Genomic DNA, 23,737 nt, shown 5'->3' with positions numbered 1-23,737 from the left:
CGGGTGTCCAGCCCGACCGACGAGACCACCTCGGCCGAACCCGCGCCGGCGTCACTCGACGCCGGTCAGCGGGTCGCGCCGTCCCGGACCGAGCCGCTGGTCGCGGCCGCGAGCAGACCGCTCGGCGGCCCGCTCGGCGAGCACGCGGCGGTCGGGCGGCACTGGTTCTGGACGCCGCAGCGGGTCGGGCTGGCGCTGGCCACGCTGGCGCTGATGCTGTGCTGGTTCGGCAAGGCCAGCTGCATCCAGCAGTACGTCGACGACAACGGGCAGACCCAGCTGGACTGGCGATCCGGGCGCCCGTACGTGGCGATGTGCTACTCCGACGTCGTCCCGCTGTTCAGCGCCGAGCGGCTGGACCAGCCCGGCACGTTCCCGTACCGGACGAGCTGGATCGACGACGCCGGCACGCCGAACGCGCACGTCCGGTACATGGAGTACCCGGTGCTGACCGGGCTGTTCCAGTGGGCGAACGCGAAACTCGCGCAGGGCTGGAAGGCGATCTCGGACACCGGCTGGCTGCCCGGCGCGCTGCCGGTGGCGATCTACTTCAACATCACCGCGTTCTGGCTCGCGCTCGCCTGGCTGGTCACCGTGTGGGCGGTGGGCCGCACCGCGAACCGTAGACCGTGGGACGCGTGCCTGGCGGCGATCTCACCGCTGGTGCTGGTGCACGCGTTCACCAACTTCGACGCACTGGCGACGGCGTTCGCCGCGACCGGCCTGCTGGCCTGGGCGAGGCGGAAACCGGTGCTCGCGGGGCTGCTGATCGGGCTCGGCGCGGCGGCGAAGCTGTACCCGTTGTTCCTGCTCGGGCCCCTGCTCATCCTGTGCGTCCGGGCCGGGAAGCTGCGCCCGTGGGCGGTCACGGCGGGCACCGCGGTCGGCACCTGGCTGGCGGTGAACCTGCCGATCGCGCTCACGCTGAACGAGGGCTGGCAGGAGTTCTTCCGGCTCAACGCGCAACGCGGGATGGACCCGGACTCGATCTACAACGTGATCTCGTACTTCACCGGCTGGGCCGGCTTCGACGGGCCGCTCGCCGCCGGGCAGACGCCGACCTGGCTGAACATCGTCAGCGGGGCGCTGTTCCTGGCCTGCTGCGCCGGGATCGCCTACGTCGGGCTGTCCGCGCCGGTGCGGCCGCGGCTGGCGCAGCTGTGCTTCCTGGTGGTGGCGGCGTTCCTGCTGACCAACAAGGTGTGGAGCCCGCAGTACTCGCTGTGGCTGGTGCCGCTCGCGGTGCTGGCGATCCCGCGCTGGCGGCTGCTGCTGGGCTGGATGCTGCTGGACGCGCTGGTGTGGGTGCCGCGGATGTTCTACTACCTGGGCACCGACCACAAGGGGCTGCCGCCGGACTGGTTCCTCGGGTTCGTCGCGCTGCGGGACCTGGCCGTGATCGGGCTGTGCGTGCTGGTGGTGCGCGAGATCTACCGCCCGGCCGAGGACCTGGTGCGGGTTTCCGGCGACGACGACCCCGCCGGCGGGGTGCTGGACCGGGCCCGGGACGTGGTGGTGTGGCAGCGCCGCCGGGCCCGGCACGCGGTCTGAGTCGGCAGTTCCGCAGCAGCGGTCATCGTTGGCGAACCGCTCCTTGTCCGCCTTCGACCAGGTCCGCACGTCGGACGGCCGGTGTTTCGACCACCTCGGGGCTGCCGCGGCCACCAGCGCCTCCGTACCATCCCGCTCGATCACGCGCGTGGCCGGCGGGGGCAGCCCAGCTTGCTCCGCGGGGAAGTGATGTCCGGGGCTGCCCGTCACACAGGGTGTTCGACCACCACCGGCTGCCGAAGCCACCATCCCCTCGAACGCGAGCGGCCGGCAGCGGTCAGCCGAGCTTCTCCCGCAGGTAGGCGATGTCCTGGGCCTGGCCGTCGGCCGGGGTTTCGACCACCACGGGCGCTCCCGCGGCCGCTGCGACGGCCACCAGTGCCTCCGGGTCGATCGTGCCGCCGCCGTGCACCACGTTCGCGTGGCGGTCGCGTCCCGAGGCGAACTCGTCGCGTGAGTTGTTCAGGTGCACCAGGTCTATGCGGCCGGTGATCGCCAGCACCTTGTCGACCACGTCGTCCAGCTCCCAGCCCGCGGCGAACGCGTGGCAGGTGTCCAGGCAGAACCCGGCGCCGAACTCGGCCACCTCGTCCCACAGCCGCGCCAGCACGTCCATCTCCCGCGCCATCGCGCCGTCGCCGCCCGCGGTGTTCTCGATCAGGATCGGCACCGCGAAACCGCCGTCGGCCGCCTGCCGTTCGAACAGCTTGCGCCAGTTCGCCAGGCCCTCCGCCACGTCCTCGCCCCGTCCGACGTGGCCGCCGTGCACGATCAGGCCCTTCGCGCCGATCTCCGCCGCGGCCGCCGCGTGCTGGGCGGCGAGCTTGCGCGACGGGATGCGGATCCGGTTGTTCAGCGAGGCGACGTTGACGATGTAGGGGGAGTGGATGAACACCTCCACCCCGGCCGCTTCGATGTCCGCCCGCGGCGGTTGCGCCACGGGTTTCTTCCAGCCCTGCGGGTCGGCGAGGAAGAACTGCACCACGTCGGCCGAGCGTTCCTTGGCCGCGGTCAGCGGGTCGTCGTCACGGACGTGCGCACCGATCTGCATGGGGGCCACGCTACCGGCGGAATCGCCTCGGTTCTCCCCAACCGCACCGACGCTATGAAGTACCGTGAGCGCGGTCCGTGACACACCTGAGTGCTGGGGGACGCATGGGGAAGACCGCGCGCCGCGCCGGAGTGGCCGGGTTCGTGCTGGCGCTGTCGGCCACGCTGACCGCGCCGGCCGCGTTCGCCGAGGAGGCCGACCCCGCGCTGGCCGGCAGCTGCGACGCCACCCTGCGCGACGAACCGGGCAAGGCGCTCACCCTCGACGCGGGCGCCCCGCTCGACCAGCCCGGCGTGCTCACCGTCGGCACCGGCAGCGAGTCCGCGCCCACCGGCCCGGACCAGCGTGGCCCGCTGCTGCCGCTGCCGGTGGCCGACCTGGCGAAGGCGCTGAACCTGGGTGACGCGCCGGTCGTCGGCGACCTGGCGACCGAGCAGCTGTGCCCCGGCGTGCAGGGCACGGTGAACACGCTGTCCGCGGCCACCCAGAGCCTCGTCTCCGGCAAGCCGCTCGACCCGCCGTCCACCGGCGACCCGTCGCCCGGCGAACCGCAGCCCGGCGAGCAGACCCCGGCACCCGGAACTCCCGGCACCCCGGCCCCCGGCGCGACCGGCGGGATCGTGCCCGCCTCGTTCGTCACGGGCGGCTTCCTCATCGGATCCGGGATCATCCCGTCGACCACGCCGCTGTCCGCGCTGATCCAGCCCGGCGTCGTCCCGCCCGCGGCACCCGCGCTCGTCCCACCGGCTGGGACGGAGCCGCCGCTGGTCACGCAGAATTCCGGGACCGCCGAGGCGATGCCGTCGTCGTCCGTTCCGGACCGGTTGCCGCTGATCATCGCGGTGTTCGCGCTCGCGATCGTGGCCGCCGCGCTCACCCGCGCCTGGATGCGCCGCGCCTGACGGCTACTTTCCGGCGTGCGCGCGTCACGCACCTGCCCTAGCTTCGTTGAACCAGTAGCGACGCGCTGGAGGACGAACATGCAGGGTCGGACACGCAGGACCGCCGCGGCGGGCGCCGCCGCCTTCGTACTGGCCGGATCGGCCGCGCTCGCCCTCCCCGCGACCGCGAGCGCGGAAACGCTCACCGCCCAGTGCGGCGACACCGTCACGGCCAAGCCCGGCGACGTCATCAAGACCCCGCTCGGCCTGAAGACCGTCACCGACGGGCTCACCTCGATCGTCGGCGGCCTGCTCGGCGGGCTGTGCCAGATCACCGTCAAGGTCGTGGACACGGTCGTCGAGCCGCTGCCCGCCGTCGGCGCCCCGGCCGCGAGCGCGGTCAACGGCGCCGTCACGGGCACCACGAACGGCCTCACCAGCACGGTCGACCAGGCGGGCCGGGCGCTCAGCGGAGGTGGCGCGGCTCAGCCGCAGCCGCAGAACCCGCCCAGCAGCGGCGGCAACCAACAGACCCCACCCGGCAGCACGCCCGGCCGCACCGGCGGCGTCGCCCCCGCCGCGATCCCCGGATCGACCAGCCCCGTCCTGGGCGGTGACCCGGCGACCTTCAGCCTCCTGCCGTTCGGGTCGGGCAGCGCGTACGCGCCGATGCGCAACTACGCCGGGTTGCCGTTCGCGGTGTCCGCGCTGTGGGCGCCCTCGCCGGGGCTGAAGTACGGCGGGCAGATCCCCGGGTACGCGCCCCAGTACGGCGCGCTCGGCCAGCCCGCGCAGTCCGGCCAGTCGGTGCAGAACGCGGGCCGGGCGGAGGCGCTTCCGAGCGGCTCGGGCGGTGGCGGCAACGTGGCGCTACCAATGCTCATCGCCGTTGTCGCTCTGTCGGGTGTCAGCGCCGGTCTCGTACGCGCGTGGGTCTTACGGGGAGCTACCGCTTAGTATCCTTCGGGTCCGCTCGTCGTTAATCCCTTCCGGGGACACGCCTGCGATCACTGGAGGACCGCGCTCGTGCGCAACACCGGCCTGATGAAGACCACCCGTAGAGCGCTGACCGTCACCGCCGTCGCCGCGGCCATCGCCGGCGGCTCGCTCCTCTCGGCGGGGACCGCGTCGGCGAGCACCGTGCTGTCGCAGGCCTGCACCGGCACCGTGATCGGCGCGCTCAGCGACAGCGTCGCCGTGCAGGGCAAGGACCTCGCGGGCGTGGTCAAGGCCGGTGCGCAGGAGCAGGAGTGGTTCCTGCACCTCAACGGCGTGGACCCGCAGAAGGTCGCGGACACGGTCAGCAAGGCCGGCGCGATCACGGTCGGGCAGATCCCGGCGAACGCGGCCAGCGGCACGATCGCCGGCGACGCCATCGCCACCGCCGTCGCGACCACGCTGAAGAACGCGGGCGACCCGTACGCCGTCGGCCTCGGCATCGGCGCCGACCAGCAGAAGAAGACCCTCGACGCGATCTCCCACAAGGTCTCCGGCAACTGCGGGCTGACCACCTACGCGAACAACTACACCCAGCCCGGCCTGCCCACGACGCAGCAGCCCGGCACCGCCACCCCCGCGCCCGGCACCTCGCCGGCCACGACCAGCCCGGGCATCGCAGGCACCGGTTCGGCCACCGCCCCGCCGCGCAACTACGGCAACATCCCGGCCGCCGTGCCGGGCGTGGCCGGCGTCGCGGTGCCGCCCGGCGCGCTCTACCCGTCCTCCGCGACGCTCCCCGACCAGGCGCTGCCGCAGGTCGGCGTGCTGGGCGGCCAGTCCACCTCGGCCGGCGGCCAGGCCGACGTCCGCAACGCGGGCAACGCCAGCGCGATCGCCGGCGAACCGGCGTCCGGAAACGTCCAGCTGCCGATGCTGCTGGCGGTCGTCGCGCTGGCCGGCGTGAGCGCCGCGCTGGTGCGGACCTGGGTGCTGCGCAAACTGTCGTAGCCGCCAAGTAGACTCGGCCGTTGACAAACCCTCCTGCCACGGAAAGCCCGTGGCCGCGAGCCCACAGGAGGTGAGTGGTTGTGTCGCGCCATTACGAGGTAATGGTCATCCTCGACCCCACGCTCGACGAGCGTAAGGTCGCCCCGACCCTGGACACCTTCCTCAACGTCATCCGCACGTCCGGCGGAAGCGTGGAGAAGGTCGACGTGTGGGGCCGTCGCCGGCTCTCCTACGAGATCAAGAAGCACGCCGAGGGCATCTACGCCGTGCTCGACCTCAACAGCGAGCCCGACGCGGTGAAGGAGCTCGACCGGCAGCTGTCGCTGCAGGAGACCGTGCTCCGCACCAAGGTCGTCCGCAAGCCGGTCCCGCGCAAGGCCGCCAAGGCCGCGGCGAAGGCCTGAGGCGAATAGCCCATGGCTGGAGACACCGTCATCACCGTGGTCGGCAACCTCACGTCCGACCCCGAACTGCGGTTCACCCCGTCCGGCGCCGCCGTCGCCAACTTCACCGTCGCGTCCACGCCGCGCACCTTCGACCGCCAGACCGGCGAGTGGAAGGACGGCGAGGCGCTGTTCCTGCGCTGCAACATCTGGCGGCAGGCGGCGGAGAACGTCGCGGAGAGCCTGACGCGCGGTGCCCGCGTGGTCGTGCAGGGCCGCCTCAAGCAGCGGTCGTTCGAGACCAAGGAAGGCGAGAAGCGGACCGTCGTCGAGCTCGAGGTCGACGAGATCGGTCCCTCGCTGCGCTACGCCACCGCCAAGGTGAACAAGGTCAGCCGCGGCAGCGGCGGCGGTGGCGGCGGCTACGGCGGCGGCAGCGGCGGTGGTGCCCCCGCCGACGACCCGTGGGGTTCCGCCCCGCCGGCAGGCGACAGCGGCGGTTTCGCCGACGAGCCCCCCTTCTGACCAACCACTCGTACTGAATTCCCAGGAGCATCACCGTGGCCAAGCCACCCATCCGCAAGCCCAAGAAGAAGGTCTGCGTGTTCTGCAAGGCCGAGCAGAAGGGCCACCCGGAACTCATCGACTACAAGGACACCAACCTGCTGCGGAAGTACATCTCCGACCGCGGCAAGATCCGTGCCCGCCGGGTCACCGGCAACTGCAGCCAGCACCAGCGCGACATCGCCACCGCGGTCAAGAACTCCCGCGAGATGGCGCTGCTGCCCTACACCTCGACCGCGCGCTGAGGAGGGACCACATCATGGCGAAGATCATCCTCACCACTGACGTGGCGAACCTCGGCGGCCCCGGCGACATCGTCGAGGTCAAGGACGGTTACGCGCGCAACTTCCTGCTGCCCCGCGGCTACGCCATCCAGGCCACCAAGGGCGCCGAGAAGAACGTGCAGACCATCCGCCGCGCGCAGGAGTCCCGCCGCATCCGCGACCTCGACCACGCTCGTGAGGTCAAGGCCGCGCTGGAGGGTCTCGGCACCGTCGAGCTGACCGCCAAGGCCGCCGCGGGCTCGAAGAAGCTCTTCGGTTCGGTCACCACCGCCGACATCGCGAACGCGATCAAGGCGGCCGGCGGCCCGCTGCTCGACAAGCGCGTCCTGGAGACCGACGGGCACATCAAGACCGTCGGCAAGCACGCGGTGAACGCGCGCCTGCACCCCGAGGTGCAGGCCTCGGTCCGCCTCGAGGTGAAGGCCGGCCAGTAGGTCGTCACGCAGTACCAACCGGGCAGGTTTCCGCAGCTCGCGGGGCCTGCCCGGTTTTTGCTGTTCGGCCGCGGGAACCGGCGGCCCTGCGCTAGCATCCAAGCGGGCGATCAACGCCGAGGCGAGAACGTAGGGGGTTCCTGGCCATGACCGGTGAGAAGCCGACCGACAGGCTCACGGAGGTACCGCCGCCAGCGCCGATCCAGGTGGGCGGCAACGGCAGCCCCGGCGGGTACCAGTTCTCCCCGGACGAGGTGCGCGGCGTGATCAGCAAGTGGAAAGAGCTGCGCGACGACCTCCAGACGGACCTGGCGAACGCCCAGGCGGTCGCGCGTGTCGCGCCTCCCGGTCGGGAGTTCGCCAGCGGTGACTTCGTCAACCGGGCGGCCAAGGTCTCCGGCGAGACCCTCCTGCTCCAGCACCAGCGCATGGTCGACTACGTGCAGAACTACATCGAGGCGCTGCAGAAGGCCGCGGGCATCGTCGAGGAGCACGAGGCCGACACCCACCAGGCGGTTGGCCGGTACCGGGAAGTCTGAGCATGATCCGCACGTCGCTGCTGGGCGTCACCCTGACCGCCGCGGCGCTCCTCACCGCGTGCTCGTCGACCGGCGAGGGCGCCGCGCCGTCGAGCACGGCACCCTCGATCGATCCGTCGCTGCGGGTGCCGGCACCGCTGGCCGCGGACGCGCTCGCCGGCAACCCGTGCGCCGGGCTGGCGGACGCGCAGGCGACGGCCATCGGGCTCGCCACCCCGGGTGAGGTGATCCCGGGCCAGACCGGATCCAGGTGCCAGTGGCAGTCGGCGGCGCACGACGCGAACAAGATCTTCATCTCGCCGCTCGCGGTCGCGCGGAACGGCCTCAGCGGCGTGTACGCCACCAGGGGAACGGCGAAGTACTTCGAACCCACGACCGTCGACGGCTACCCGGCCGTCTACGCGGACAACGCCGACCTCCGGCCCAACGGCTCGTGCGCGCTGTGGGTCGGGGTCACCGACCAGCTGGCGGTCGGGGTCACCTCGAGCATCCTCGTCGGCCCGAACGCCACCGACCCGTGTCCCATCGTCGAAGAGGTCGCCGTCGCGATGGTGCGGCACCTGAAGGGGGCCGCGTGATGCACGTCCAGATCAGATTCGGCAGCAGGAGGGGTTGAGCCATGGTTGACGACTACACAGCGGGACGCGTCGCGACCGGCGCGGCTGTCGGTGCGGCGATCGGGTCGGTCGTCCCGGGTGTCGGCACGGCGGTGGGGGCCGTCGGCGGCGCCGTGGTGGGCGGTCTCGTCGGCCTGATGAGCACGCCCGAGGCCGAGCACCACGAGGCGAACATCAGTGGCCGCACGATCGACGCGCGCAAGATCTGGGAGCAGATCAGCCCGGGTGACGCGTCCTCGCTCGTGTCCGGCGCCAACGCCGCGAAGAGCCTCAAGAGCGTGCACGAGGAACGCGGACGGCTCATCCAGCAGATCAACGACCTGATGGACAACGCCTGGAAGGGCATGGCCTCGGGTCAGGCGCAGGCGGGCGCGCACCCGCTGGGCATCTGGCTGCAGGACTCGGCCACCAACCTGGGCAAGAGCGAGACCTACCTCAACGACCAGGCCAGCGCGTTCGCCACGGTCAAGTCCAAGGTCCAGGAAGTGCCCGCCCAGCCGCCGGACGGCAACTTCCTCGACGGCATCAACCCGATGTCCGACGTGGACGATCAGATCGAGCAGTACAACCAGCGCGGCAAGGCGAACGTCGACGCGTTCAACAACTACTACCAGGCCAGCATGACCAACGCGGGCGGGATGCCGCAGTACACGGCCTGGCAGGGCAACGTCTTCTCCAACGGCGGGGTGCCGGGCGGGGTGCCCGGCGGCGTCGGCGGCACCGGGAACATGCCCAGCGCGTCCGGCATGCCCGGTGACTTCAAGCCGGCCAGCACCGGCAACCTGCCGCAGTTCAGCGCCACCGACCCGTCGGCCAACCTGCCGAAGCCCCCCACCGGCACCGGGTACACGCCGGGCACCGGTTCGGGCGCGTACAACCCGGCCTTCGACGCGACCACCGCGGCCGGGTACACGCCGACCTCCACCAGCGGGTTCGGCCCCGGTGGCGGGGCCGGCTTCGGTGCCGGCGGCGGTGCCGGTGCCGGTGCCGGTGGCGGCGGTGTGGGCGCCTCCGGGTTCGGCGCCGGGTTCGGCCCGGGCGCGGGAATCGGTACCGGTGCGACGGCCGGCACGGGTGCCGGAGCAGGCGGCACGGGCGCCGGTGGCGCGGGCGGACGGGCCGGGCGCGGTGCGGGCCGCGCCGGCATGGCCGGGGCGCCGGGCATGGGCGGCCGCGGTGGTCACGCCAACGGCGAGGACGACGAAGAGCACGAGAACAAGTACATGGTGGGTGACGACCCGAACGAGCTGTTCGGCACCGACGAGCTGACGGCTCCGCCCGTCATCGGCGAATGAGGCCCGGGACGATGCCGGTGAGCCGGCCGCTGACGATCACCACCCCGACGCTGCTGAACCTGCTGCAGCGCCGGGGTGCCGAGCCGCACAACACGCTCTCGCCCACCGCGACCTGGTACGACGAGACGGCCCAGCGGATCATCGACCAGCAGGTCAACGCGGTGCTGACGCACCACGGCCTGATGGGGCCGCGGGGCATGGACCGCGAGTTCGCCGCGATGATCGAGTCGATCGCCCGGCCGAACGTGGAGTTCTACGGCTGGTTCGAGGGCACGTTCCCGGACGACGCGCCGCAGAACTTCACGGTGCTGGCCGGCAGCGGCGCCGGTGGCGGGTTCGTGCTCGCCCGCCACATCAAGGAGGATGTGGTGGTGATGCGTCCGCAGCGGCCGGACCAGCTGCTCCCGGCGTTCGTGGACCAGATCCCGCGGGTGCCGCCGGGCGGCAGCAGCCCGCTGGTGGCGCCGAAGAGCGAGGTCTACGGCGGTGCCCGACGGCCGGCGGGCGAGGACATGTCGATCATGCGTGGTGGCGGCGGCCGGTCGGTGGCCGAGCCGGGCAAGGAGATCAAGCGCATCCTCGAGGGGCCGCGGGTGGCGGCCGGCAGCCTGTACGCGGCCGCGCGCACCCGGGCCGGCACGCGCAAGCGGTGCGACCGCGCGCTGAACTTCATCGACACCCCGGACGGCCGCTGGCTGCTGGAGGAGCGACCGGGCACGGGCGAGTCGCTCATCGTGCTCACTCCGGGTACGCCCCAGGCGATCGGCGAACGACTACACAACGCGATGCGCGCACTGGGCTGATCAGCTCACCGGACCCCCCGCTCGGCCGAGCGGGGGGTCTTCTACTGTCCGTAGCCTTCATCCACAGGTCGAAGCCTGCCGAGTGGCGCGACACGCCGAAGATCGGGTTCGCGGCGACACGCCGAAGTTTTTTCAACGGAGTTCTCCACAGCTTACCCACAGGGTTTGAACTGCGGTTTTCCTGGCGGTCGTATGAGTTGCCCCCAGGTTGTCCACAGCCAAAGGCCTGCCTGTGACTGGTTCGCCCCGCTCCTCCACAAGCTGTCCACAGAGCGGTCCCCAAGCAGGTTTGCACTGCTCCGTCCGAGCGATCTACGGTTCCCGCGGGAGTAGTCGCACTCAGTGGCCGCAAGACACGGTTCGCCGGTGCGGCGGGGTCCCACGCTCCGGCCGGAGATCCGGCATAATCGAACTGGTGTTCGCTGTCTGGGAGGTATCCGCGCGGTGGCGCTGACTGACGACCGTGGTCCGGCTTATCCGTCCGATCCCGGCCCCGAGGACCCGGGGCCGCGGTACGGCGAGTTCGACCGTCAGCCGCCGCAGGACATCCCGGCCGAACAGTCCGTGCTGGGCGGCATGCTGCTGTCCAAGGACGCCATCGCCGACGTCGTCGAGGTGCTCTCGCCCAACGACTTCTACCTGCCCAAGCACCAGGCGGTCTACGACTGCGTCCTCGACCTCTACGCGCGGGGCGAACCGGCCGACCCGATCACCGTCTCCGCGGAACTGGAACGACGCGGTGAACTCGCCCGGGTGGGCGGCGCGCCCTACCTGCACACGCTGATCGCGACCGTGCCGACCGCCGCGAACGCCGGCTACTACGCGCAGATCGTCGGGGAGAAGGCCATCCTGCGGCGGCTGGTCGAGGCCGGCACGCGGATCGTGCAGTACGGCTACGGCGCCGCGAACGACGGCGGCGACATCAACGAGGTCGTCGACCGCGCGCAGGCCGCCATCTACGACGTCACCGAGCGGCGCACCAGCGAGGACTACGTGGCGCTGGAGGAACTGCTCCAGCCGACCATGGACGAGATCGACGCGATCGCCTCGCGCGGCGGCGTGTCCCAGGGTGTGCCGACCGGCTTCGCCGACCTCGACGAGGTGACCAACGGCCTGCACCCAGGTCAGATGATCATCGTCGCGGCGCGGCCCGGTGTCGGCAAGTCGACCCTGGGGCTGGACTTCGCGCGGTCGTGCTCCATCAAGCACGGCATGAGCAGCGTCATCTTCTCGCTGGAAATGAGCCGCATCGAGATCGTGATGCGCATGCTGTCCGCGGAAGCCCGGATCCGGCTCGCGGACATGCGCAGCGGCCGCATGTCCGACGACGACTGGACGCGGCTGGCGCGGCGGATGAGCGAGATCAGCGAGGCGCCGCTGTTCATCGACGACTCGCCGAACATGACGATGATGGAGATCCGCGCCAAGGCCCGGCGGCTCAAGCAGCGCAACGACCTCAAGCTCGTCGTGGTCGACTACATGCAGCTGATGACCTCCGGCAAGCGCGTCGAGTCGCGGCAGCAGGAGGTCTCGGAGTTCTCCCGGCAGCTCAAGCTGCTGGCGAAGGAGCTCGAGGTGCCGGTGGTGGCGATCAGCCAGCTGAACCGTGGTCCGGAACAGCGCACCGACAAGCGCCCGATGCTGTCCGACCTGCGTGAGTCCGGTTCGCTGGAACAGGACGCGGACATGGTCATCCTGATCAACCGCCCGGACGCGTGGGAGCGGGACGACCCGCGCGCCGGTGAGGCGGACCTGATCCTGGCGAAGCACCGTGCGGGCCCGACCAGCACGATCGTGGTCGCGCACCAGCTGCACTACAGCCGGTTCGCCGACCTCGCCCAAGGCTGATGCTCGGATACTTCACCGCCCGGGACGGGGCCGAGCTGGCCTACCGGGAGGTCGGGGCCGGGCGGCCGCTCGTGCTGATCCACGGCTACTTCTCCACCTCGCGGGTCAACTGGATCACCTACGGCCACGCCGAGCACCTGGCGGGGCTCGGGTTCCGCGTGATCATGCCGGACCTGCGCGGCCACGGGGAGAGCGCGAAGCCGCACGACCCGGCCGCCTACCCGCCGGACGTGCTCACCGACGACGGGTTCGACCTGGTCGAGCACCTCGGGCTCAGCGACTACGACCTGGGCGGCTACTCGCTCGGCGGGCGGACGACCATCCGCATGCTGGTGCGCGGCGCCCGCCCGCGACGCGCGGTCGTCGCCGGGATGGGGTTGCACGGCATCGAGCACACCAGCGGTGGCAACGCCCATTTCCGCAAGGTGCTGACCGGCCTGGGCACCTTCGAGCGCGGCACGCCGGAGTGGCGGGCGGAGGCGTTCTTCAAGCAGATCGGCGGGGACCGCGACCCGCTGCTGCAGGTGCTGAACACCTCGGTCGACACACCCCGCGGCGCGCTGGAGCACCTCGACACGCCGACGCTGGTGGTCGCCGGGACCGAGGACCCGCACGACAAGACGGCGCCCGACCTCGCCGAGGTGCTGCCGCACGGGCGGTACGTCAGCGTGCCGGGCAACCACCTCAGCGCGGTCGCGCAACCCGAACTCGGCCACGCCATCGGCGAGTTCCTCACCGCATAGGCCGAGCAGCTCCAGCCGGGCCGCCCGCGTGGACTCACCGGTTGGGTCGAGGGCGTGCCGCCACCAGCAGCGCAAACGCTTGCGCGGCCGTCCCGCGGCGGGCGCTCCCGCCTCAGCCTTCCGTCGCGGCGCGGATTCGGTCGGCGAGTTCGCGGGATCGCTCGACGAGTTCCGGTGGGCCTTCGATGGTGTACGGCACGCCGATCATCGGCAAGGTCATCGCCAGCCACTCCCACGAGTCGACCGGCGTGACGAACCGGCAGCTGTGCTCGTCGAGCGGCTCCAGCGTGCCGGCCTCGGTCATCAGCCGTTCGGCGACCACCGAAGCCGGCGCCTCGAAGCGGACGACCCCGCGGTGCCTGCTGAGCGGGAGGTTCGCGCTGGACTGCACGAAGCTCACCGGGTCCGGCGGCAGCGGCCGCGGGACGAACGTCGTGCCCGGCACGGCCAGGCCGCTGATCCGGTCGATCCGGAAGGTGCGCCAGTCCCGCCGGTCGACGTCCCAGGCCAGCAGGTACCACCGCTTGCCGAGCAGCACCTGGCGGTACGGCTCGACCCGGCGCTCGCTCCGCTCCCCGGCGCGCGTGGTGTAGCCGAACCGCACGTCCTGGTGGGCGTGGGCGGCCGTGGCGAGCTGCTGGAGCACCCGCAGGTCGAGCAGGCCCGCCGCCCGGGACATCGCCTCCGTCGAGGCCAGCACCGCCGCGATCCGGTACCGCAGGCGCGACGGCAGCACCTGTTCCAGCTTCCGCAGCGCGCCCTCGGCCGCACCGGTGGCGCCGTCGACCTGGGCCAGGGCCGCGAACCGGAGGCCGACGACCGTGGCCACCGCCTCCTCGTCGGTCAGCAGCAGCGGCGGCATCGCGCGGCCGGCGACGAGCTGGTAGCGGCCGCCGGGGCCGGACACCGATTCGACCGGGAAGCCCAGCTCACGCAGCCGTTCCACGTCCCGGCGCAGGGTGCGCGGCGAGACGCCCAGCCGTCCGGTCAGGTCGGCACCACTCCAGGTGCGGCCGGTCTGCAGCAACGACAGCAGCTCCAGCATCCGCGCGCTCGGTCCGTGCACGGGTTCGATGGTGGCAGGAATCGCGGCCAGGATGTGGCCGCGATTCTCCCTAGCGTCGGTGGCATGACAGAACTACGGGTCGTGGGCGCCCGCGAGCACAACCTCCGCAACGTCACCGTCGCGCTGCCGAAGCACGCGTTCACCGTGGTCACCGGGGTTTCCGGATCGGGCAAGTCCTCGCTGGTGTTCGACACCATCGCGGCCGAGTCCCAGCGGCAGCTCAACGAAACGTTCACCACCTTCGTGCGCAACCGGCTGCCCCGCTACGGCCAGCCCGACGTGGACTCCATCGAGAACCTGTCCGCCGCGATCGTGGTGGACCAGAAACGCCTCGGCGGCGGCCCGCGGTCCACGGTCGGCACCGTCACCGACATCTACTCGCTGATGCGGCTGCTGTGGTCGCGGGCCGGGCGGCCGTTCGCCGGGTACTCGAACGCGTTCTCCTTCAACGATCCGCAGGGGATGTGCCCGCGCTGCACCGGCCTGGGCACCGCACGGACGATCGTCGTCGACGAGCTGGTCGACCGCGGCCGCTCGCTGAACGAGGGCGCGATCCGGTTCCCCACGTTCCAGCCGGGCGGCTGGATGTGGCGCACCTTCGCCGACTCCGGCCTGTTCGACCTGGACAAACCGCTCGCCGACTACACGCCGGCGGAATGGGACGCGTTCCTGCACGGCTCGCCGGATCACGAAGGCCTGCTGCCGCGCTTCGAACGCATTTGGCTGCCCAAGGACGTCGACTCGCTGAAAGGCCGCACCCGTGAAGCGTTCGAACGCGTGGTGACCCAGGAGACCTGCCCGAAGTGCCACGGCGCCCGCCTGTCCCCGGAGGCGCTGGCGTCCACAGTGGCCGGACGCTCGATCGCCGAGTGCGCCGCCATGGAGGCCGAGGACCTGCTGGCCTTCGTGCGCACGCTGACCGAACCGGAGCCGGTGGTCGCCGGGCTGGTCGCGCAGCTGGAGCGGCTCGTGTCGATCGGGCTCGGGTACCTCACGATGGACCGCGCGACCTCGACCCTGTCCGGCGGTGAATCGCAGCGCGTGAAGATGGTGCGCCACCTCGGCAGCAGCCTCACCGACATGCTCTACGTCTTCGACGAGCCGAGCGTCGGCCTGCACCCGGACGACGTGACGCAGCTGGTCGCCCTGCTCAAGAGCCTGCGCGACAAGGGGAACACCGTGCTGGTGGTGGAGCACGACCCGGACGTGATCGCCGCGGCCGACCACGTGATCGACCTGGGCCCCGGCGCCGGGCAGGACGGCGGCCGGGTGGTCTACCAGGGCACCGTGGCCGGGCTCGCGGACACGCCGACCGGCCGCTACCTGCGGCACCGTCCGCGGATCAAGGAGACCGCGCGGCCGGCGCACGGGTTCCTGGAGATCCGCGGCGCGACTCGGCACAACCTGCGTGGAGTCGACGCGGACATCCCGTTGGGGGTGCTGACCGTCGTCACCGGTGTGGCCGGGTCCGGCAAGAGCACGCTGGTGCACGGGTTCGTCCCGGACGCGGTGTCGGTCGACCAGAGTCCGATCCGCGGATCGCGCCGGTCCAGCCCGGCCACGTTCACCGGGATGCTCGACGGCATCCGGCAGCGGTTCGCCACGGCGAACGGGGTGAGCCCGTCGCTGTTCAGCGCCAACTCGGAGGGGGCCTGCCCGCGCTGCAACGGCCTCGGCGTGATCTACACCGACCTGGCCTTCCTCGACCCGATGGTCTCCACGTGCGAGGAGTGCCAGGGACGCCGCTTCGTCGAGGACGTCCTGCGCTACACCTACCGCGGGCACACGATCAGCGAGGTGCTCGACCTGTCCGCGCGGGACGCACGGGGTGTGTTCCCGGACGAGCCGATGCTGGACCGGCTGGTCGACGTCGGCCTCGGATACCTGTCGCTGGGCCAGCCGCTGAACACGTTGTCCGGCGGGGAACGCCAGCGCCTCAAGCTCGCCGTCGAGCTTTCGCGTCCGGGCCGGACCTACGTGTTCGACGAACCCACCACGGGGCTGCACCCCTCCGACGTCGCGGGGCTGGTCGGGTTGTTCGACCGGCTGGTCGAGGCCGGGTCGACGGTCGTGGTCATCGAGCACAACCTCGACGTGATCGCCCGCGCCGACTGGATCGTCGACCTGGGCCCGGGCGCCGGACGGCACGGCGGGCGGGTGCTGTTCCAGGGGCCGCCCGCCGAGCTCGCGCGTCAGCCGGGGTCGAAGACCGGGCGGCACCTGGCCCGGCTGTCAGGGGACCGCTAGGCCGGCCCGCCGGAGCGCCTCTTCCACGCGCAGCCGCTCGATGTCGCGTTCCACGCCCTCCGGCAGTTCGTCCAGCCAGTGCGGCAGGCCGAGCGCCGCGCACGCCTGGACCAGCAGCGCGTCGTACGCCTGGTGGGTCGCGCGGCGGCGCAGCATCGGCGCGTCCGGCGCGAGGTCCGCCAGGCACCGGTGCACGCGGCGCAGGTCCGCGGCCAGCCGCTCGATCGGCGGGCCGGCCGGCTCCGGTTCGCGGCGGCGGCGGAGGGCGGCGACCGCCGCGGGTGTCTTGCTCGCGAGCCAGAACAACACGGGCGGCGTGGCACACACGACCAGGTAGATCGCCACGTTCACCACCATGGCTCAGGATAGGCGCGCGCCCGCCACCCCGAGCCAGTCTGTACCGGTTCCGCGCCCGGGAATACTGCGCGCCCGCGGAGCGTCAGGTACCGTAGTAGTTGAACTTTCAAACATGGAGGCTGCGATGAGTGCGACTCCCGTGCTCTACCTGAGCCACGGCGCGCCGCCGCTCGCCGATGACGCGTTGTGGACCCGCCAGCTGGCCGACTGGTCGGCGAACCTGCCCAAGCCCAAGGCGATCCTCGTCGTCTCGGCGCACTGGGAGGAGGCGCCGGTGACCGTCGGCGCGACCACGACGGTTCCGCTGGTCTACGACTTCTGGGGCTTCCCCGACCACTACTACACCGTCACCTACCCGGCGCCCGGCGCGCCCGAGCTGGCCGCGAAGGTGCGCAAGCTGCTGACCGGCCCGGGCACCGAAGTGCACGAGGCCCCCGACCGCGGCCTCGACCACGGCGCCTACGTGCCGCTCGTCGAGATGTACCCGGACGCGGACGTGCCGGTGCTGCAGATGTCCATGCCCACGCTCGACCCGCGGAAGCTGTTCGAGCTGGGCCGCAAGCTGCGGCCGCTGCGGGACGAAGGCGTGCTGATCATCGGCAGCGGGTTCTTCACGCACAACCTCTCCGCGATGGGCGTCGGCGTGGACGGCACCCCGCCGCGGTGGTCCGCCGAGTTCGACCAGTGGGGTGCGGAAACGCTGCGGGCCAACGACATCGACGCGTTGCTCGACTTCCGCCACAAGGCGCCCGCCGCCACGCTCGCGCACCCGCGCATCGAGCACTTCGCGCCGCTGTTCGTCAGCCTCGGCGCCGGCTCCGCGGACACCGAGCCGGAGACCGTCATCGACGGTTACTGGTACGGCCTGGCGAAGCGATCCGTGCAGATCGGCTGATCCACACACGAAAAACGGGCCCGGGAGCACACGCTCCCGGGCCCGCTTCAGATCAGGGCGTCAGCCCCGGATGTTGATCCCCTTGCCGCTGACCAGGTCGCTGACCTGCTCGAAGACGGCGGTCGGGTTGCTGTCCAGCTGCGCGATGGCCGGGACGTCGCCGGTGGGCAGGACGCCCTCGACGCTCGTCGGCAGCTCCGGCAGCTCGGGCAGACCCGCACCCGGCAGCTCGACCGGCAGCGTGTTCACCTGCGGCAGCGCGGAGCGCTCCGAGCGGGCGGGCAGCGCGGGCAGCGTCGGCAGGGCGGTGGCGCCCATCTCCGGCATCGTGATCGGCAGGTCGATCTGCGGCTCCTTGCCGGCGACCGAGATGTCCGTCGCGTTGCTGACCGTCGTGCTGGTGACCGCGATCAGGCCCAGCGGGATGTCGTAGACCTGGGCGACGACACCGACCGGAACCTGCTTGCTGATCCCGGACAGGGCCTTGGTCGGGCCGGACGTGGTGTCCGTGCCGCCCACGGTCCCGTTGGTGGTGTTGTCGGCGATCGCGTGCGCGACACCGCCCAGCGAGACGGCGTTGCCGAACACCTGCGCCACGGCCGCGGCCGGGACGTCGAAGATGTCGCCGGACAGCGCGCCGCCCTCGCCCGAGGTGGTGATGTCTCCACCCGAGTTGGCCTCGGTGCTGTTGAGGCCGGCCGCGTGCGCGACACCGACCAGGCTGGCCGCGTTGCCGAACACCTGGGCCACCGGCAGGGCCTGCGCCGCGATCACGTCGCCGGCGATCGAGCCGCCGTCACCGTTGGTCGTGGCGTCGCCGCCCGCGGTCGAGACGACGTCGTTGGACGCGTCGCCCTTGACCACGCCGCCCCACACCGCGGCGTCACCGAAGACGGTGGCCACGGCGCCGACCGGCGCCTCGATGATGTTGCCGGCGACGGAGCCGCCCTCACCGGTGGTGTTCAGGTCACCGCCCGCGGTCGAGTCGGTCACGTTCTCCGACTCGCCGAAGCCGTTGCCGATCCACGCGGCGCCGAGGCCGTGCACCTGCGCCGGGAGCGACACCGGCACCGCGCCGATGTTCCCCGCCGCGAAGCCGCCCTTGCCGGTCGCCTTGCCGTCGCCACCCGCGGTCGAGGTGGTGTCAGTGGTGGCCGCGCCGGAGCCCTGGCCGATCCACGCGCCACCGATGCCGAACGCCTGAACCGGGGCCGACACCGGAACCTGGACCAGGTTCGCGGAGGCCGCGGCGTTGTCGTCCTGGGTGTTGCCGTCCCCACCGGAGGTCACGGTCTTGGTCTCGGAAGCCTCCCCGGCCCCCTGACCGATCCACGAGCCGCCGACGCCGAAGACCTCGGCGGGCACAGCCACCGGGACCTGCACGGCGTTGCCGGAGCCCGCCGAGTCGTTGCCCAGCGTCCCGGTGTAGCCACCGGCCTTGACGTCCTTCGTCTCGGTCGCGCTGCCCGAGGCGTTGCCGATCCACGAACCACCCACACCGAACACCTCGACGGTGCCGGCCGGCGGAGCCGAAACGCTGTTGCCGCCGAGGAAGCTGCCGTTGCCGGAGGTGAAGGTGTCCGAACCGGCCTGCGCCTCGGTCTCGTTGTCGCAGCCGTTGGCGTGCGCGTTGCCGATCCACGTGCCACCGACGCAGAACGCCTCGACGGGCAGGGCGACGGGCGCGTCGGCGATGTTGCCGGAGCCGGCCGCGTTCTCACCGCTGGTGCTGGTGGTCCCACCCGAGGTGGCCTCACTGCCGAGGTCCACGCCACCGGACTGGCGGTCCGCGCCGCCGCCGACGAGCGAGTTGCCGATCCAGGCCGCGGCGTTGCCCGCGACGGTCGCCGGCACCGCGGGCTGCGGCTGCGCGACGTTGCCCGCCAGGAACGAGTCGTCACCGTCGGTCTGGATGTAGCTCGGGCCACGCGGGCCGTCGGCGGTGTCGCCGGCCTCGGCCTCGGCGTCGTACGAGCCGGCCGGGACGTCGGCGTCGCCACCCCAGGAGACGGCGTTGCCGGACACCTTGGCGGGCAGGGCCACCGGGACGCCGGCGACGTTACCGGTGCCCGCACCCTTCGAACCGTGCGTCTCGATCGAGCCGCCGGACTCCGCCTCGCTGGAGCCTTCGAAGTCGGTCTCGGCGTGGCCGAGGAACCAGCCCAGCGCGTTGCCCGACACCTGCAGCGGGGTCGCACCCTGCGGGGCGACGACGTTGCCGGCGAGGCCACCGTTGGTGCCGTCGGTGACGATGTCACCGGTGGTCGACGCTTCCTGCGTCGCGCTGCCGGAGCTGTGACCGCTGCCGACCAGGCCGAGCGCGTTGCCCGAGATCTGGATGGGCGCGGCCCAGTCCAGCGCGACGACGTTGCCGGCGAGACCGCCGTGCGAACCGTCGGTGTTGACGTCCGAGTTGTGCTCGTAGGTCTGCGTGGCGTCCGACTCGACGGCCGCGTCACCCAGCACACCGAGGGCGTTGCCGCTGATCAAGATCGGCACGGCGATGTTGCCCGAGACCTTGTTGCCGTGGAACGGGTCGCCGTTGTCCTGCACCGAGGGGGCGGCGTCCTGGGCGACGGTGGCGCGCTGCGAACCGGGGTGGGTCGCCTGGCCGACGCGCTGCGCCACACCGCTGGCGGCGTCGGTGGCCTTGGCGACGACGCCGTTGGCGGCGCTCGTGGCCGGGGCGGCGGGCTTCAGGGCGCCGGTCTTGGTGACCGGGGCCGCGGCCTTGTTCGCCGCGTCGGTGACCGGCGTGGTGCTGATCTCCTTGTGGAACTCAGGCAGGTTGACCTGCTTGCCCAAGGTGCCCAGGGCGTTGTCCTGGATGTCGACCGGCACGCTCAGGTGGATGTCCAGCGGCCCGGCAGGACTGTCCGGGTTGACGTTCTCGTCGGCAGATGCGATGCCGGTACCCAGCATCAGCAAGCCACCCGTGACCAGCGCGGTCTGGAATCCGCGCTTTGCCCAGGTCTGCATCGAGGGTTTCTCCTTTTCTTCGGGTTCCCTTGCGGGGCTTGAGGTCGGTGCACTGACAGAGCACCGGGGATCGCGGGCATGGGTGAGGAAGCCCGCGAGGGCTGGAAAAGCGGGGTGCTCTGGCTGTGCGCGCGACGCCGGTCCGAAGAAGAGGGCACGGCGAACAGGGCGGCGCTTCGAGCTACCCCGCGCGAAAATCAGTCAGGAGTGACACCGGGCTGCTCGCCCGGCTGAACCGGCGTGTGCCGGGAAACGATGCGGACGGCACTGCGGTCGTCCACACCACGCACGGCCGGGCCGCCGGCGGGAACGCCGAACAGCAGGCCGTCGATGTGACCACCGGTGACAGCGCCACCGGGGGCGAACGGAACACCCGCGGGTGCGAGCGGTCCGCGCAGCGGCGAGTACGGGAACTGGTCCCGCTGGTCGCCGGAGGAACGGTCGGCGTCCCGGTCGTGCTGACCGGCTCCGGCCGCCGAGCCGTGCGGGCGTTCCGGCACCGCCTTCGCCACCGGACCCATCACGGTGTCGGCGGCGGGGGCAAGCAGGACATCGGCCGCGGGGACCGCGACCGCGTGCTCGGCGTCGTCCGAGCCACCCAGGCCCGGCAGCTTGATCAGGCTCTTGCCCGCCGGGTGCAGGAAACCCCACACCTTGTCGCCGAACTGCGCGACCGACGGCGGCGGGGTCAGCGCCTTGCCGATCACCTGCGGCGCGTCCTGCGGCTTGCGGCTGATGTGCTCGGCGGTGCCGAGGGTGCGCTCGACCGGACGCAGCACCGCGTCCCGGGTGAACGAGTGGACCGTCTGCCGCAGGTCCGCCGCGGCCGCCTCGCCACGGGCCGGGTCGACCGGGCCGCCGGCCATGCCGTACTTCAGCACGGTGGCGGTGGCGTTGCCGACCAGGTCGGAGGCGCCCCAGGTGAGGTCGTCGGTGGCGGTGACCACGCGGTCGGTGACCGGGGTCGCCTCGTCACCGCTGGTGCGCGTGTCCGCCGGGGCGGGCGCGAGCTGGGTGGCGGAGGCGGTGGCGTCGCCGATCAGCCAGGCGGCCGCGGTGCCGAGGGCGGCACCGGCGATCACGAGCAGGGCGCGGACGAGCCAGCGCACGGCCGAAGCCGTACCCCGTCCCATGGCCGCGTTCGCCTGCAACACCGTCTCCTGTCGAAGAAGTTGATCGCGATTTCCCCGCCGAGCCGTGTCCGAAACGTGCTCGCATTGATGCGGTGATCGCTTGCGCTGTCGAGATAACCAAAACTCGGGTGGCCCTCGCACCTTCGACACGACTTGATCGCACGATCGTGTGAAGAACCGTGGGTGTGGTCGGGCCTCACGGGAGGTGACCGGGCCACGGTGCGCCCAGGATGCGAGAGATCCTGGGCGCACCAAGGAAAATCAGCCCAGCGCGCCCTGCACGATGGACGGGATCGCGCCCGCCCAGGCAGAGCTGACGAGACCGGCGGCACCCGCGCCGGCGAGCGCGCCGGACTCGTTCCAGGCGTTGACGTAGTCCGCGCCGGTCGGGTGCGACGGCACCACCACCGGAGCGGTCAGCTCGTCGGCCGACGCCGTTCCGGCGAAAGCGAACGCGCCGAGGGCGAGAGCGAAAGCGGCGGTGCCGCGGATCAGGGTCTTGCGCATGACGTGCACTCCTTGCGTTGTGGGATGGGTGAAAGCGCTATCCGAGCGCGCCCTGGACGATCGACGGGATGGCGCCCGCCCACGCCGAGCTGACGAGGCCCGCGGCACCCGCACCGGCCAGCGCGCCGGACTCGTTCCAGGCGTTCACGTAGTCCGCGCCCGTCGGGTCGGACGGGACGACCACCGGCGCGCTCAGCCCGCTGTCGTCCCGGCCGCTGACCGAACCAGCCGCGCCCTGCACGATCGAGGGGATGGCGCCGGCCCAGGCCGAGCTGACCAGACCCGCGGCACCGGCGCCGAAACACGCCCCGGACTGGTTCCACGCGTTCACGTAGTCGGCGCCGGTCGGGTACGCGGGCACCTGCGCGGGGCAGGTCAGGCCGGACGGTTCCGCGCCGGTCGCCGCCGACGCCGTCCCACCGGAGACACCCATCGCGAGCAGGCCGGCCCCCACCAGCACCGCCGCGGCCGTCGTCTTGCGGAATTTGCTGAACATCGTCAGTGCACTCCTTCTTCATTCAGCCGGAAGTTCCACGCACTCCCGTCGCAAATGACGTTAAACGTGGAATGGAAGAATTCACCAGATCGATTACCCGGAAGTGTGAAGAACGCGTTTTCGGGTAGCACGAAAAGCCGCTCCACTGCTGGTCAGAGCGGCTGAACAGGACACGAGGAAAAACAATTGGAAAAGTCGCGCGGACGTGCCGGCGAATCAGTCGGGAGACACCTGGGCGCGCTCGGCCCGGAAGAATCCGGCGACGACGGAACGGGATTCGGCGACCACGGCGAAAGGTATCGGCGGCGGCGCCGGACGCGCCGGGCACGCGGCGGCCGTGTCCGTGGCGTGCCCCGGAGCCACGCAGACGCCGTGCTCCGGCGGCACGGGCGCCGCCGGTTCGGGTGCGTCCGGTCTGGGCTCATCCGGCTTGGGTTTGTCGGATGCGGGCTCGGCCGGAACGGGATCCGGCACGCGCTCGGGAAGCGAGACCAGCGCGGCTTTCCGCGGCGCGGGTGACGTGACCTTCGCCGGAACCGGTTGCGGCTCCGGCGGTCGCGGCGCCACCGCGGTCGCCCGGCGGTCGGGCACGGCCGGTGGCTTCGGAGCGCTCGCGCGGGTGGTTCCGGTGGCCCGGTGCCGCACCGGTTCCGCGAACACCGGCGCGGTGCCGGTCAGCGAAGCGACGATCCGGTCGGTCCGCAGCGGCGGCACGACGACCTCGGTGACCTGCCGCACGACCTCGTGCACCGGCTCGGTCGTCTCACCGACCAGGCCGAGCAACGGCGACAGCGGATCCGGCGCCTCGTCCGCCGACGCCGACGACGCGACGAGCCAGGACACCAGGGTGACCGCGAACGCCCCGGCGATGCCGAGCAGTACGCGGACCAGGATGTTCCCGGCCGTGGTCGGTCGCGTCATGGAGAAGCTGCCACGTCCTCTCGTCGCGCTGGGTGGGCGGCGCGATCACGCAGTGTCGATCTTGGTTGAAGATTGACATACCGCCGGAACTTGCGCTGACTCGATGACGGCACTTGCGCCTGATCGGGTGACCGTGCCCCCGCGGCCGCGGTTCGCGCGCGTTGCGCTGCCGTATTCGTCCGGCTCGATAGGGTGG

At 71.8% G+C, this 23,737-nt stretch carries 24 protein-coding genes; 16 read left to right on the top strand and 8 right to left on the bottom strand.

Annotation, left to right across the window (positions count from 1 at the left end):
• The first annotated feature begins 3 nt into the window (after positions 1–3).
• Positions 4–1,551, top strand: coding sequence for a glycosyltransferase family 87 protein (locus IE290_RS25215; RefSeq protein ID WP_191247154.1), 1,548 nt, complete (start codon positions 4–6; stop codon positions 1,549–1,551).
• 277 nt (positions 1,552–1,828) lie between these two features.
• On the opposite strand, the gene IE290_RS25210 is transcribed toward IE290_RS25215, so the two are convergent.
• Positions 1,829–2,602, bottom strand: coding sequence for a deoxyribonuclease IV (locus IE290_RS25210; RefSeq protein WP_191247153.1), 774 nt, complete (start codon positions 2,600–2,602; stop codon positions 1,829–1,831).
• A 104-nt stretch (positions 2,603–2,706) separates the two neighbouring features.
• Between IE290_RS25210 and IE290_RS25205 the strand changes: the two genes are divergently transcribed.
• The 13 genes from IE290_RS25205 (at position 2,707) to IE290_RS25145 (ending at position 12,940) form a co-directional block, all read left to right on the top strand.
• A complete protein-coding gene (locus IE290_RS25205; RefSeq protein ID WP_191247152.1) occupies positions 2,707–3,504 on the top strand; it encodes a hypothetical protein in 798 nt (265 codons plus the stop codon).
• Positions 3,505–3,582: 78 nt separating this feature from the next.
• Positions 3,583–4,440, top strand: coding sequence for a hypothetical protein (locus tag IE290_RS25200; RefSeq protein WP_191247151.1), 858 nt, complete (start codon positions 3,583–3,585; stop codon positions 4,438–4,440).
• A 69-nt stretch (positions 4,441–4,509) separates the two neighbouring features.
• Entirely contained in the window at positions 4,510–5,430 is a 921-nt protein-coding gene (locus IE290_RS25195; RefSeq protein WP_191247150.1) for a hypothetical protein, read from the top strand.
• Between the two features lie 80 nt (positions 5,431–5,510).
• Positions 5,511–5,834: a 30S ribosomal protein S6 gene (rpsF, locus tag IE290_RS25190; protein ID WP_020423406.1), complete on the top strand. Its 324-nt coding sequence runs from the start codon at positions 5,511–5,513 to the stop codon at positions 5,832–5,834.
• 12 nt (positions 5,835–5,846) lie between these two features.
• On the top strand, positions 5,847–6,338 hold the full coding sequence (locus tag IE290_RS25185) for a single-stranded DNA-binding protein (protein WP_191247149.1): 492 nt from the start codon (positions 5,847–5,849) through the stop codon (positions 6,336–6,338).
• A gap of 35 nt (positions 6,339–6,373) precedes the next feature.
• Positions 6,374–6,622 carry a 30S ribosomal protein S18 gene (gene rpsR / locus IE290_RS25180; protein WP_020423407.1) on the top strand — a complete coding sequence of 83 codons (249 nt, stop codon included), beginning with the start codon at positions 6,374–6,376 and terminating at the stop codon, positions 6,620–6,622.
• A gap of 14 nt (positions 6,623–6,636) precedes the next feature.
• Positions 6,637–7,095 carry a 50S ribosomal protein L9 gene (gene rplI / locus IE290_RS25175; protein WP_191247148.1) on the top strand — a complete coding sequence of 153 codons (459 nt, stop codon included), beginning with the start codon at positions 6,637–6,639 and terminating at the stop codon, positions 7,093–7,095.
• Between the two features lie 146 nt (positions 7,096–7,241).
• Entirely contained in the window at positions 7,242–7,634 is a 393-nt protein-coding gene (locus tag IE290_RS25170; protein WP_191247147.1) for a hypothetical protein, read from the top strand.
• A 2-nt stretch (positions 7,635–7,636) separates the two neighbouring features.
• Positions 7,637–8,212 carry a DUF3558 domain-containing protein gene (locus IE290_RS25165; RefSeq protein WP_191247146.1) on the top strand — a complete coding sequence of 192 codons (576 nt, stop codon included), beginning with the start codon at positions 7,637–7,639 and terminating at the stop codon, positions 8,210–8,212.
• A gap of 41 nt (positions 8,213–8,253) precedes the next feature.
• Complete coding sequence (locus IE290_RS25160; RefSeq protein WP_191247145.1) at positions 8,254–9,546, top strand: glycine zipper domain-containing protein; 1,293 nt, start codon at positions 8,254–8,256, stop codon at positions 9,544–9,546.
• A gap of 11 nt (positions 9,547–9,557) precedes the next feature.
• Positions 9,558–10,349 (top strand): ESX secretion-associated protein EspG, encoded by a 792-nt coding sequence (locus IE290_RS25155; protein ID WP_191247144.1) that lies wholly within the window; start codon positions 9,558–9,560, stop codon positions 10,347–10,349.
• A gap of 444 nt (positions 10,350–10,793) precedes the next feature.
• Positions 10,794–12,197, top strand: a complete 1,404-nt coding sequence (gene dnaB, locus IE290_RS25150; RefSeq protein WP_191247143.1) for a replicative DNA helicase — start codon at positions 10,794–10,796, stop codon at positions 12,195–12,197.
• Positions 12,197–12,940 (top strand): alpha/beta fold hydrolase, encoded by a 744-nt coding sequence (locus IE290_RS25145; protein ID WP_191247142.1) that lies wholly within the window; start codon positions 12,197–12,199, stop codon positions 12,938–12,940. Before dnaB ends, IE290_RS25145 begins: the two co-directional genes overlap by 1 nt.
• A 112-nt stretch (positions 12,941–13,052) precedes the next feature.
• Here IE290_RS25145 and IE290_RS25140 read toward each other — a convergent pair whose 3' ends face one another.
• Positions 13,053–14,006: a helix-turn-helix transcriptional regulator gene (locus IE290_RS25140; protein ID WP_229874695.1), complete on the bottom strand. Its 954-nt coding sequence runs from the start codon at positions 14,004–14,006 to the stop codon at positions 13,053–13,055.
• 63 nt (positions 14,007–14,069) lie between these two features.
• Here IE290_RS25140 and IE290_RS25135 point away from each other — a divergent pair, with 63 nt between their 5' ends.
• Entirely contained in the window at positions 14,070–16,253 is a 2,184-nt protein-coding gene (locus IE290_RS25135) for an excinuclease ABC subunit UvrA (protein ID WP_191247141.1), read from the top strand.
• Here the strand turns inward: IE290_RS25135 and IE290_RS25130 are convergent.
• Positions 16,239–16,610 (bottom strand): hypothetical protein, encoded by a 372-nt coding sequence (locus IE290_RS25130; RefSeq protein WP_191247140.1) that lies wholly within the window; start codon positions 16,608–16,610, stop codon positions 16,239–16,241. The genes IE290_RS25135 and IE290_RS25130 overlap by 15 nt on opposite strands.
• A 124-nt stretch (positions 16,611–16,734) precedes the next feature.
• On the opposite strand from IE290_RS25130, the gene IE290_RS25125 reads away from it, so the two are divergent.
• Positions 16,735–17,505 (top strand): dioxygenase family protein, encoded by a 771-nt coding sequence (locus tag IE290_RS25125; RefSeq protein WP_191247139.1) that lies wholly within the window; start codon positions 16,735–16,737, stop codon positions 17,503–17,505.
• 60 nt (positions 17,506–17,565) lie between these two features.
• Here the strand turns inward: IE290_RS25125 and IE290_RS25120 are convergent, their stop codons facing one another.
• From IE290_RS25120 to IE290_RS25100, 5 genes are all read right to left on the bottom strand, one after another.
• Positions 17,566–20,484: a beta strand repeat-containing protein gene (locus IE290_RS25120; RefSeq protein WP_191247138.1), complete on the bottom strand. Its 2,919-nt coding sequence runs from the start codon at positions 20,482–20,484 to the stop codon at positions 17,566–17,568.
• Between the two features lie 197 nt (positions 20,485–20,681).
• Complete coding sequence (locus tag IE290_RS25115; protein ID WP_191247137.1) at positions 20,682–21,593, bottom strand: hypothetical protein; 912 nt, start codon at positions 21,591–21,593, stop codon at positions 20,682–20,684.
• A gap of 285 nt (positions 21,594–21,878) precedes the next feature.
• On the bottom strand, positions 21,879–22,124 hold the full coding sequence (locus IE290_RS25110) for a hypothetical protein (RefSeq protein WP_191247136.1): 246 nt from the start codon (positions 22,122–22,124) through the stop codon (positions 21,879–21,881).
• Between the two features lie 37 nt (positions 22,125–22,161).
• A complete protein-coding gene (locus IE290_RS25105) occupies positions 22,162–22,620 on the bottom strand; it encodes a hypothetical protein (protein ID WP_191247135.1) in 459 nt (152 codons plus the stop codon).
• A gap of 216 nt (positions 22,621–22,836) precedes the next feature.
• Positions 22,837–23,541 (bottom strand): hypothetical protein, encoded by a 705-nt coding sequence (locus IE290_RS25100; protein WP_191247134.1) that lies wholly within the window; start codon positions 23,539–23,541, stop codon positions 22,837–22,839.
• Positions 23,542–23,737: the final 196 nt, after the last annotated feature.

Source organism: Amycolatopsis deserti, assembly GCF_014653945.1.
GTDB classification, from domain to species: domain Bacteria; phylum Actinomycetota; class Actinomycetes; order Mycobacteriales; family Pseudonocardiaceae; genus Amycolatopsis_E; species Amycolatopsis_E deserti.
This window is presented reverse-complemented; position numbering and strand designations above follow the sequence as displayed.

What these genes read in the sequence shown, in the direction of transcription:
- IE290_RS25210 (WP_191247153.1), bottom strand. Translation starts at nt 2,602, where the DNA reads ATGCAGATCGGTGCGCACGTCCGTGACGACGACCCGCTGACCGCGGCC.
- IE290_RS25205 (WP_191247152.1), top strand. Translation starts at nt 2,707, where the DNA reads ATGGGGAAGACCGCGCGCCGCGCCGGAGTGGCCGGGTTCGTGCTGGCG.
- IE290_RS25200 (WP_191247151.1), top strand. Translation starts at nt 3,583, where the DNA reads ATGCAGGGTCGGACACGCAGGACCGCCGCGGCGGGCGCCGCCGCCTTC.
- IE290_RS25185 (WP_191247149.1), top strand. Translation starts at nt 5,847, where the DNA reads ATGGCTGGAGACACCGTCATCACCGTGGTCGGCAACCTCACGTCCGAC.
- rplI (WP_191247148.1), top strand. Translation starts at nt 6,637, where the DNA reads ATGGCGAAGATCATCCTCACCACTGACGTGGCGAACCTCGGCGGCCCC.
- IE290_RS25170 (WP_191247147.1), top strand. Translation starts at nt 7,242, where the DNA reads ATGACCGGTGAGAAGCCGACCGACAGGCTCACGGAGGTACCGCCGCCA.
- IE290_RS25165 (WP_191247146.1), top strand. Translation starts at nt 7,637, where the DNA reads ATGATCCGCACGTCGCTGCTGGGCGTCACCCTGACCGCCGCGGCGCTC.
- IE290_RS25160 (WP_191247145.1), top strand. Translation starts at nt 8,254, where the DNA reads ATGGTTGACGACTACACAGCGGGACGCGTCGCGACCGGCGCGGCTGTC.
- IE290_RS25155 (WP_191247144.1), top strand. Translation starts at nt 9,558, where the DNA reads ATGCCGGTGAGCCGGCCGCTGACGATCACCACCCCGACGCTGCTGAAC.
- IE290_RS25145 (WP_191247142.1), top strand. Translation starts at nt 12,197, where the DNA reads ATGCTCGGATACTTCACCGCCCGGGACGGGGCCGAGCTGGCCTACCGG.
- IE290_RS25135 (WP_191247141.1), top strand. Translation starts at nt 14,070, where the DNA reads ATGACAGAACTACGGGTCGTGGGCGCCCGCGAGCACAACCTCCGCAAC.
- IE290_RS25130 (WP_191247140.1), bottom strand. Translation starts at nt 16,610, where the DNA reads ATGGTGGTGAACGTGGCGATCTACCTGGTCGTGTGTGCCACGCCGCCC.
- IE290_RS25125 (WP_191247139.1), top strand. Translation starts at nt 16,735, where the DNA reads ATGAGTGCGACTCCCGTGCTCTACCTGAGCCACGGCGCGCCGCCGCTC.
- IE290_RS25120 (WP_191247138.1), bottom strand. Translation starts at nt 20,484, where the DNA reads ATGCAGACCTGGGCAAAGCGCGGATTCCAGACCGCGCTGGTCACGGGT.
- IE290_RS25110 (WP_191247136.1), bottom strand. Translation starts at nt 22,124, where the DNA reads ATGCGCAAGACCCTGATCCGCGGCACCGCCGCTTTCGCTCTCGCCCTC.
- IE290_RS25105 (WP_191247135.1), bottom strand. Translation starts at nt 22,620, where the DNA reads ATGTTCAGCAAATTCCGCAAGACGACGGCCGCGGCGGTGCTGGTGGGG.
- IE290_RS25100 (WP_191247134.1), bottom strand. Translation starts at nt 23,541, where the DNA reads ATGACGCGACCGACCACGGCCGGGAACATCCTGGTCCGCGTACTGCTC.